6 protein-coding genes and 1 pseudogene are annotated in these 5,481 nt (G+C 47.9%); all 7 read left to right on the forward strand.

What is annotated here, in order from left to right; genetic code table 11:
• A pseudogene (locus tag Q0Z94_RS10870) lies at nt 1–363 on the forward strand (hypothetical protein); the annotation flags it as partial.
• A gap of 73 nt (nt 364–436) precedes the next feature.
• Nucleotides 437–865, forward strand: coding sequence for an FdtA/QdtA family cupin domain-containing protein (locus Q0Z94_RS10875; protein WP_298069621.1), 429 nt, complete (start codon nt 437–439; stop codon nt 863–865).
• Entirely contained in the window at nt 862–2,460 is a 1,599-nt protein-coding gene (locus Q0Z94_RS10880; RefSeq protein ID WP_298069622.1) for an HAD family hydrolase, read from the forward strand. Before Q0Z94_RS10875 ends, Q0Z94_RS10880 begins: the two co-directional genes overlap by 4 nt.
• The gene (locus tag Q0Z94_RS10885; protein WP_298069624.1) at nt 2,453–2,674 is read left to right on the forward strand and encodes an acyl carrier protein; all 222 of its coding nucleotides are present in this window, start codon (nt 2,453–2,455) and stop codon (nt 2,672–2,674) included. Before Q0Z94_RS10880 ends, Q0Z94_RS10885 begins: the two co-directional genes overlap by 8 nt.
• Complete coding sequence (locus Q0Z94_RS10890; RefSeq protein ID WP_298069626.1) at nt 2,671–3,651, forward strand: GNAT family N-acetyltransferase; 981 nt, start codon at nt 2,671–2,673, stop codon at nt 3,649–3,651. Before Q0Z94_RS10885 ends, Q0Z94_RS10890 begins: the two co-directional genes overlap by 4 nt.
• A 12-nt stretch (nt 3,652–3,663) precedes the next feature.
• Nucleotides 3,664–4,944: a hypothetical protein gene (locus tag Q0Z94_RS10895; RefSeq protein ID WP_298069628.1), complete on the forward strand. Its 1,281-nt coding sequence runs from the start codon at nt 3,664–3,666 to the stop codon at nt 4,942–4,944.
• 74 nt (nt 4,945–5,018) lie between these two features.
• Nucleotides 5,019–5,481: aminotransferase class I/II-fold pyridoxal phosphate-dependent enzyme (locus tag Q0Z94_RS10900; protein WP_298069630.1), on the forward strand; the 463-nt coding region annotated here is incomplete at its 3' end.

Genomic DNA, 5,481 nt, shown 5'->3' on the forward strand with positions numbered 1-5,481 from the left:
CTCACCGTGACCGCGAGCTTTACCGGACGGCAGCGGCTCATCCCGCTGAGCAGCGAAGCTCAGAAGTTTATTGAGAAGCTGCCGCGGCACGAGGGCACCCCGTGGATGTTCGTTACGAGCCTGGGAACGCACCTCACCTACATCACCCGTGACTGGTACCAGATACGCGATGAATTCGGGCATCCTGAACTGCGCCTTCAGGATCTGCGCCATACCTTCGCAAACGTCCTGATAAGCATGGGCGTCAACCGCGAAGGCCTGCACACGCTCCTCGGCCACTACAAACCGGAGGCCCTGGAACTGGCGTGTTCGCGGCAGTCAGCAGCGCATGAATGTGCCCGCACATCGACCTTCAGCCGCTAACAAAATTTTGTTGCCACGGGCAGAGAAACCATCCCCCCACCCAATTTCCTTTTGGACTTGTTCAGTAAAGAAGATGAGCGTCAATAACGTGAAAAGCATGACTCCCAAAGTGGAACTTGTCCGCTTCCCTGTCCATGGGGATGAGCGAGGCTCCCTCATCGCCCTTGAGGGAGGACAGGACGTTCCTTTCGAGATTCGCCGCGTCTATTATATCTATGGCGTTAGTGCAGCTCTACCCAGAGGCTTTCACGCACATAGAAAGCTGAATCAGATTCTTATCTGTATTCACGGCAAAATAAACGTCCATTGTGAATATGGTGAAAAGGAAGAAGAGTATATTCTCGATTCTTCAGACAAAGGCCTTTTAATCGGCAGTCTTGTCTGGCACAGCATGACGTTTATTGATGAAGAAAGTGTGCTTCTGGTTATCGCAGACGGACATTATGACGAAGCTGATTATATAAGAGACTACAATATATTTAAGAAGGAAGAAGGCAAATGAGCATGGATTCCCTTGAACTCCAGAAAGTCCTTTTTGACAAAACGCCCCTGCGCTCTGAACTTGTAAAAATCAGGAATACCAGCAGCAACAGGTTTTCTGTAAAGGTTTTCCGTAACCATTCCTTTGAACTGGTTTCCAGCGCCATCAGTCCCTGGCTGCTGTATGCCGGCATGGATATACATTTTGAATACAGCGACTATGACGATTCCTTCACCTTTTTTGATTTCAAGGATACGGAAGACGCATACTTCTTGTGGATAGATTTGTTGAGATATGAGGTTGAAGATCTTAAGTCCTTTGTTCTGGAAAGAGTGCAGGAGTTAAAGTCGAAAACCCGTAAGCCCATTCTGATTGCCACAACCGGAAGAAATCTTTCCTTCGGCGATGAGGTATTCTGCTTCAGCGTTGAATCGCTCAGGGAGGAGGTCGGAGAACCTTTTTTTGACCTGCCGCGCGAATCCCTCACGGGCACAAAACTCAGCAACAAAACCTGTCTTGCCGCGGCCAGAGAGCTGGGGACGAAATATTTTCCGGCGCTTTTCCGTCCTGCCCTGAAAGCGGTGGCCGTTGACCTCGACAACACGCTTTACCGCGGCGTGCTTGGAGAAGACGGCCTGACGGGGATTGTCCTGACGGAAGGGCACAAGGCCTTGCAGGACAAGCTCGTGCAGCTTGCGGGACAAGGCTTCTTCATCTGCGTGGTCTCAAAGAACGATCCGCGCGATGTGGAAGAAATGTTTGAGGAACGGAAAGATTTTCCCTTGCGGAAGGAATTTCTCACCGTCATCAAGGCCTCGTGGCAGGCAAAGTCCCAAGGCCTCCGCGCCATCGCCGAAGAGCTGAACATTGGTACGGACGCCATGCTCTTTGTGGATGACAATCTGGGAGAGCTGGCGGAGGTCGCCGGCAGCCTGCCGGACATCCATGTGCTCCACGCCCAGGACGATGCCTGCAAAACCCTCCGCGCCCTTTCCTGTTTCCCGGGTCTGTTCAAGGCCTTTCAGAACCGGGAAGACGCACTCCGGCAGTCCGATGTGCAGGCCAACGCCGAGCGCAGAAAACTTCAGGAACATCTTTCCCACGAGGAATATCTTAAAAATCTGGGCATGGAGCTTCGCATCCTGCTGAATGATGCGGCAGGCAAGACGCGCATTGCGGAACTCTCCAATAAGACCAACCAGTTTATCTTTACCTATCGCCGTTACACCCTGGCGCAGGTGGAAGCACTTATGGCCAGCCCCGGCAGTGTCATCGTCTCCCTGCACCTTCGGGACAAACTTTCCGACAGCGGCATGATAGGCGCGCTGGCACTTGTGCGGGAAGGCGATACCGCGGTTCTTGATGAACTGTACATTTCCTGCCGCGCTCTGGGGCGGGGCATCGACGACATCATCATTTTTGCAGCTCTCCAGGCCGGTTTGAAAAAATTGGGCGTGGACAAGCTCCGCGTGAACTTTGTGCGGGGCGAAAGGAACCGCCCCGCCGAGATGTTCTATCGCCAGTATCTCAGCGGCTACGTCATGCCCGCCTTGTTTATACCGCGCCCGCAGAGTGAACTTCTGACCATCCTGCATGAAGGAGAACGCGATGAATAAGGAAAAACAGGTCTACAGCCTTCTTTCCGATATTCTAGGAAAGGATGCCGAATATCTCAAGTCCCACGCCTCCGAGACAGGTCTTTGGGATTCCCTGAAGCGTATCGAACTGGTCTTTGCCCTGGAAGAACAGTTTGAGGTGACGTTTTCACCTGCGCAGATTGCGGAACTCAAAACGGTTCAGAATATCCTGGACATCGTGGGAAAGGCATGAAAGAGCGCATCACCGTTTCCGGCTTCGGGTACCGGCTGCGTCCCGTGGAAGTAACAGACGCGCAGTTCATCATCGACACGCGGCTTGAAGATGCCAGGCGCAACTGCTTCATCCATCCCATTTCGCCGGATGTCTCCGAACAGGAAGCCTGGCTGAAGGCGCATGTCGATGTGGAAGACGACTATTATTTTGTGGTGGAAAACCTCATCACCGGGGAGCCTGAGGGACTCATCGGCATCTATCATATAAAGGACGGCGTGGCAGAATGGGGGCGCTGGGTCATCCGCAAGTCTTCGCTTGCCGCAGTGGAGAGCGTGGATTTAATGTATCAGGCGGCCTTTGAGCGGCTTGGCCTTGAGGAGCTGTATTGCCTGACTCTGAGCGACAGCACCGCTGTGGTATCCTTCCACGATGCCATCGGGCAGAAGAACGGCGGCATAATCCGTGACTACTTGTCCATTGACGGCAAAAAGTACGATGCCGTGAAGCATTACGTTGACAGGCAATATTACTATGAAACAGTTCAGGAGACACTCCAAAGCAAGGCGTTCCGTATCTTCGAACGTAGCATGAAGATGGCCCTGGGGGAATGTTCCTTCCACCATATCGGGGTTGCCGCAAAAAATCTGTCCCGTGAACTGAAGGCCTTCCAGATGCTCGGCTACAAAAAGGAGGGAACTTTCTTTGAAGACAGGAATCAGGGCATAGGCGGGCAGTTTCTCGTGGCCAGAAATCAGCCGCGCCTTGAACTGCTGGTCAATCTCCCCGGCTCGGAAACGCTTTCTCCCATTCTTGCCCAAGGCGGCAAGCTCTATCATTTTGGCTATCAGGTGGAGAATTTCGCTAAGGCTCTGGAGCTGTTTGAGCGCCTTGGCTGCCGGGTCATGCGCGAGCCCAGGCCGTCAGCGTATTTTGGCAAACGGATTGCATTTTTCATGCTGAAGAACATGTTTCTTGTTGAATTGATTGAAAAATAAAAGAGCCATAAAATGAAGAAGAAAATAGTTTTCTGGTTTCCTGATCGCAGAATAGGAGGCGGCCCCTTTTATCTGCTCAGAATGGCAGTGGAAATTGCAAAAGACGATAATTATGAAGTCTTTTATATTGATTATGTAGATGGATATACCCATAAAATAGACATAGATACATCAAAAATAACATTTATAGATTTTAAAGATTACTCAGGTGACACTATATTTATTGAAAACGCCATACTTTTTGCACCAGTCTACATGCTGCATAATATGCCATGTATGCTTATGGATACAAAAGTTCTCTTTTTCAATTGGCACCATGAATGTCTCCCTGTCTTACAGGCAAATATGCAGTTTAATGACCTTGAACTGCGTCATTTTATGAACCTTGTCTATAAAAATGACGCTCAAGTCTTTTGCGATATGGCACATTGGGCAGAAAATAATAAATTATCCTGCTGTAATTTTTCAAAAAAATATGTACCTGTTCACATTAATAAAAAAGATAGCAGAGCAAAGATAAATATTATAAATGAAAATGTTGTTAATATAGGTATTTTGGGGAGGCTTGTAACGGATAAAATTTATGCAGTAATTAATATTATAGAATGTGCCAAAAAAATTCAGAAATACTCTATAAACATACATATCATAGGCGAGGGCGATCAAAAAAATAAACTTAAGCCTTATGAAAATTTGCCAAAGGTAAGATTAATATATGCGGGGACTGTCACTGGAGAAGATTTGGACAACTACCTGTGTAATGAAATAGATATTCTCTTTGCTATGGGCATCTCCGCCCTGGAGGGCGGTGCACTCGCCTTGCCAAGCATCATCATTCCCTACTCACTTAAGCCATATCTATTGGATAAATTTATTTATTTATACGATACTTCTGGATATTGTGTGGGCTGGAGTATATCACAGATACAAAATTCTCCTGTAAAAACTGTCACTTTTGAGGATATCATAAACGATATTTATCTATTTAAAAAGAAACATGAAATAGGTATGAAGTGTTTAAAATACACTTCTGAAAAGCATAGTGTGGGAAATTCTGTTAATAATTTAAAGAAGTATCTGGATGACACGTCATTGCAATTTTCTGATGTTTATAAAGTTTATAGAAATCAATATTATTTTAATCAGAGAAAACATTTTGACATCAGAATAAAATCTTATTATAAGATTTTTTATTTTATAACAATATTAAAAACTGTTCATACAGATAGATATATTAAATTCTATTTGTTTGGATTTATTCCACTGCTTAAAATAAAATATAAGAGAAGTTGAAGATGCGAGGATTTTTCAGACATTCATGGACGCAATCTTTTGTATCACCATTTAGACGATTTTGGAGTGTATCTGTGGTCAGTTTTCTCGACCTCGCTAAAGTCAACAACCGTTTCCGCGGTGAGATGGACGAACGCATTAAGACCGTTCTTGACAGGGGCTGGTATGTGCAGGGTGAAGAGAACGAACGCTTCTGCCGGCACTTTGCCGAGTACTGCGGCACAAAGTATGCCCTAGGCGTGGCCAACGGGCTGGAAGCCCTCGAACTGATCATCCGGGCGCATGACTTCGGCCCGGGGGATGAAATCATCGTTCCGGCCAACACCTACATCGCCACCATCCTCGCCATTTCCCGAAACGGTTGCACCCCCGTGCTGGTGGAACCCGAGTGGAACACCTGCAACATTGACCCCGAAAGGATTGAGGCGGCCATCACCCCGCGCACCCGCGCCATCATGGTGGTGCACCTCTACGGCCAGGCCGTGCGCATGGAAAAGGTCTGGGCGCTGGCAGAGAAATACGGCCTCAAGTTGTTTG

This window comes from uncultured Mailhella sp. (assembly GCF_947631555.1).
Taxonomy (GTDB): Bacteria; Desulfobacterota; Desulfovibrionia; order Desulfovibrionales; family Desulfovibrionaceae; genus Mailhella.